Source organism: Streptomyces sparsus (assembly GCF_054776295.1).
Genome location: NZ_BAAHCA010000646.1, coordinates 1 through 2,823, shown reverse-complemented (window position 1 = coordinate 2,823; position 2,823 = coordinate 1). Strand labels below are relative to the sequence as shown.

The following is a 2,823-nucleotide window of genomic DNA, read 5'->3' as shown; positions in this document are numbered from 1 at the left end:
CGGCTGCCGAGCGGCGTCGGCGAGCGGACCGCGGCGCTGGTCCGGCGGACGCCGGCAGGCAGCTCCGAGGGCCTGTCGGCGACGGAGTGCGCGTTCCGCGGCGGCCTCTCACAGGTGAGCGCGCGGCGCTGTCCGGAGGTCCTCGTATCAGCCGGCCGGGCGCGGGTGAATTCGCGCTGTGGCAGCACCGGTCGGCCCGAGTGCCGTTACCACTGCGTGACCGGATCGGCCTGAACGTGACCGACCGGGCCTGACTTCGAGACGGGTACGGGCATCGTTCGGGCGATGCGGGCTCGCATTCGGGCAGTGCGGCACCGGCTGGAAACCAGCTGTTGGCTTGTCGTTGCGCTTGTCCGGGCTTCCCTGAACGGGCACAAGCGGGCACGATCAACACAGTGGCGCACCTGGTGGCAGTGTTTGAGCGGCTGTACAACTTCCTCCATGGGCCCGAACGGGCACCCCACCACAACAGCCGGGAGGTGCGGCCTTCGTGAACGCCGAGGAACGCCAGCGGGAGATCGTCGCCACCGCCCGACGCACGGGCGCGGTCGACGTGGCCGAGCTCGCCACGGAGCTCAAGGTCGCGAAGGAGACCATCCGACGCGATCTGCGCCTGCTGGAGGACCACGGCCTGGTACGCCGCACCCACGGCGGTGCCTACCCGGTGGAGAGCGCCGGTTTCGAGACGACCCTCGCCTTCCGCACCACCATGCACGTTCCCGAGAAACGGCGGATCGCCACCGCGGCAGCCGGTCTTCTCGGGGAGGCGGAGACCGTCTTCATCGACGAGGGCTTCACCCCGCAGCTGATCGCCGAGGCACTGCCCCGCGACCGGCCGCTGACCCTGGTCACCACCTCGCTCGCCACCGCCGGCGCGCTCGCCGACGAGGAGAAGTACACCGTGCTGCTGCTCGGCGGACGGGTCCGCGGCGGCACGCTGGCCACCGTCGACCACTGGACGGTCCGCATGCTCGCCGGCTTCGTCATCGACCTGGCGTTCATCGGGGCCAACGGCATCTCGCGGGACTTCGGCCTCACCACCCCCGACCCGGCTGTCAGCGAGGTCAAGGCGCAGGCGGTGCGCACCGCACGCCGCCGGATCTTCGTCGGCATGCACACCAAGTTCGCCGCGGTCAGCTTCTGCAAGTTCGCGGAGGTCGGTGACTTCGAGGCGATCGTCACCAGTACCGGCCTGCCGTCCGCGGAGGCCCACCGCTACTCCCTGCTCGGCCCCCAGGTCATCCGCGTCTGACCCGGAGCCCGGCCAGGGCGCACCTTCACACGCTTCACGACGCCCCCCACGTCTTTCCGTACCGCGGCAGCGCTGTCAGGCCTGCCCGCGTGCGAGCAGCACCCCTACAGAAGCACACGGCACAGCACCAAGGAACGGGAGCCAACCATGCGCAGTCAGAGTCGACAGCGAACCAGAGCGGTCCTGGCCCTCACGGCGGCGAGCGGACTGATGCTCTCGGCGTGTGCCGGAGCGGGCGGCTCCGGCACCGACGAGGACGGCACGGTCAACGTCCTCATGGTGAACAACCCGCAGATGGTCGACCTGCAGAAGCTCACCGCCGAGCACTTCACGGAGGAGACCGGCGTCAAGGTCAACTTCACCGTGCTGCCGGAGAACGAGGTCCGCGACAAGATCAGCCAGGACTTCGCCAACCAGTCCGGCCAGTACGACCTCGCCACCATCAGCAACTACGAGACGCCGATCTACGCCAAGAACGGCTGGCTGCACGAGCTCGACCCGTACCTCACCGAGGACAAGGGGTACGACGAGGGCGACATCCTCAACCCGATGCGGCTCTCCCTCACCGGGGAGGACGGCAAGGTCTACGCCCAGCCGTTCTACGGCGAGTCCTCCTTCCTGATGTACCGCAAGGACGTCCTTGAGAAGCACGGCCTGACCATGCCCGACCAGCCCACCTGGAAGGAGGTCGCCGAGATCGCGGAGAAGACCGACACGGCCGAGAAGGACATGAAGGGCATCTGCCTGCGCGGCCTGCCGGGCTGGGGCGAGCTGACGGCGCCGCTCACCTCCGTGGTCAACACCTTCGGCGGCACCTGGTTCAACGAGGACTGGGAGGCGCAGCTGACCTCCAAGGAGTTCACCGAGGCCACCAAGTTCTACGTCGACCTGGTCCGCGACCACGGTGAGGCCGGCGCGGCGCAGGCCGGCTACGCCGAGTGCCTGAACAACATGACGCAGGGCAAGACGGCCATGTGGTACGACGCCACCGCCGGCGCCGGCTCGCTGGAGGCCGACAACTCCCCGGTCAAGGGCAAGATCGGCTACGTGCCGGCCCCGGTGGAGAAGACCGACAGCTCCGGCTGGCTCTACACCTGGGCCTGGGGCATGCAGAAGGCGTCGAAGAACACCGACAACGCCTGGAAGTTCATGTCCTGGGCGTCCAGCAAGGAGTACGAGGAGCTGGTCGGCAAGGAGATCGGCTGGTCCAGCGTTCCCGCCGGCAAGCGCGCCTCGACGTACGAGAACCCCGACTACCAGGAGGCCGCCGAGGCGTTCCACGAGGTGACCTTCAAGGCCATCAGTGAGGCCGACCCGCGCAACCCCGGAGTGCAGGAGCGTCCCGCCCCCGGCATCCAGTTCGTCGGCATCCCCGAGTTCACCGACCTGGGCACCAAGGTCTCGCAGGAGATCAGCTCGGCCATCGCCGGCCGCCAGTCCGTCGAAGCCGCGCTGAAGAAGTCCCAGAGCCTGGCCGAACGGGTCGGCAAGGAGTACCAGAAGTAATGAGCACCCCCGTCAAGGCGGCGTCACCGCCGCCGACCACCGGAGCGGGGCGGCCGGCGACCGCC

Annotated in this window: 2 protein-coding genes and 1 pseudogene; all 3 read left to right on the top strand. The window is 68.9% G+C overall.

From position 1 onward, the window contains the following. A pseudogene (locus tag ACYVE9_RS21590) lies at positions 1-234 on the top strand (two-component system response regulator); the annotation flags it as partial. Between the two features lie 256 nt (positions 235-490). Next, positions 491-1,252, top strand: a complete 762-nt coding sequence (locus ACYVE9_RS21585) for a DeoR/GlpR family DNA-binding transcription regulator (RefSeq protein WP_461029547.1) — start codon at positions 491-493, stop codon at positions 1,250-1,252. Between the two features lie 147 nt (positions 1,253-1,399). Next, complete coding sequence (locus tag ACYVE9_RS21580; RefSeq protein ID WP_461029546.1) at positions 1,400-2,758, top strand: ABC transporter substrate-binding protein; 1,359 nt, start codon at positions 1,400-1,402, stop codon at positions 2,756-2,758. Positions 2,759-2,823 lie beyond the last annotated feature (65 nt).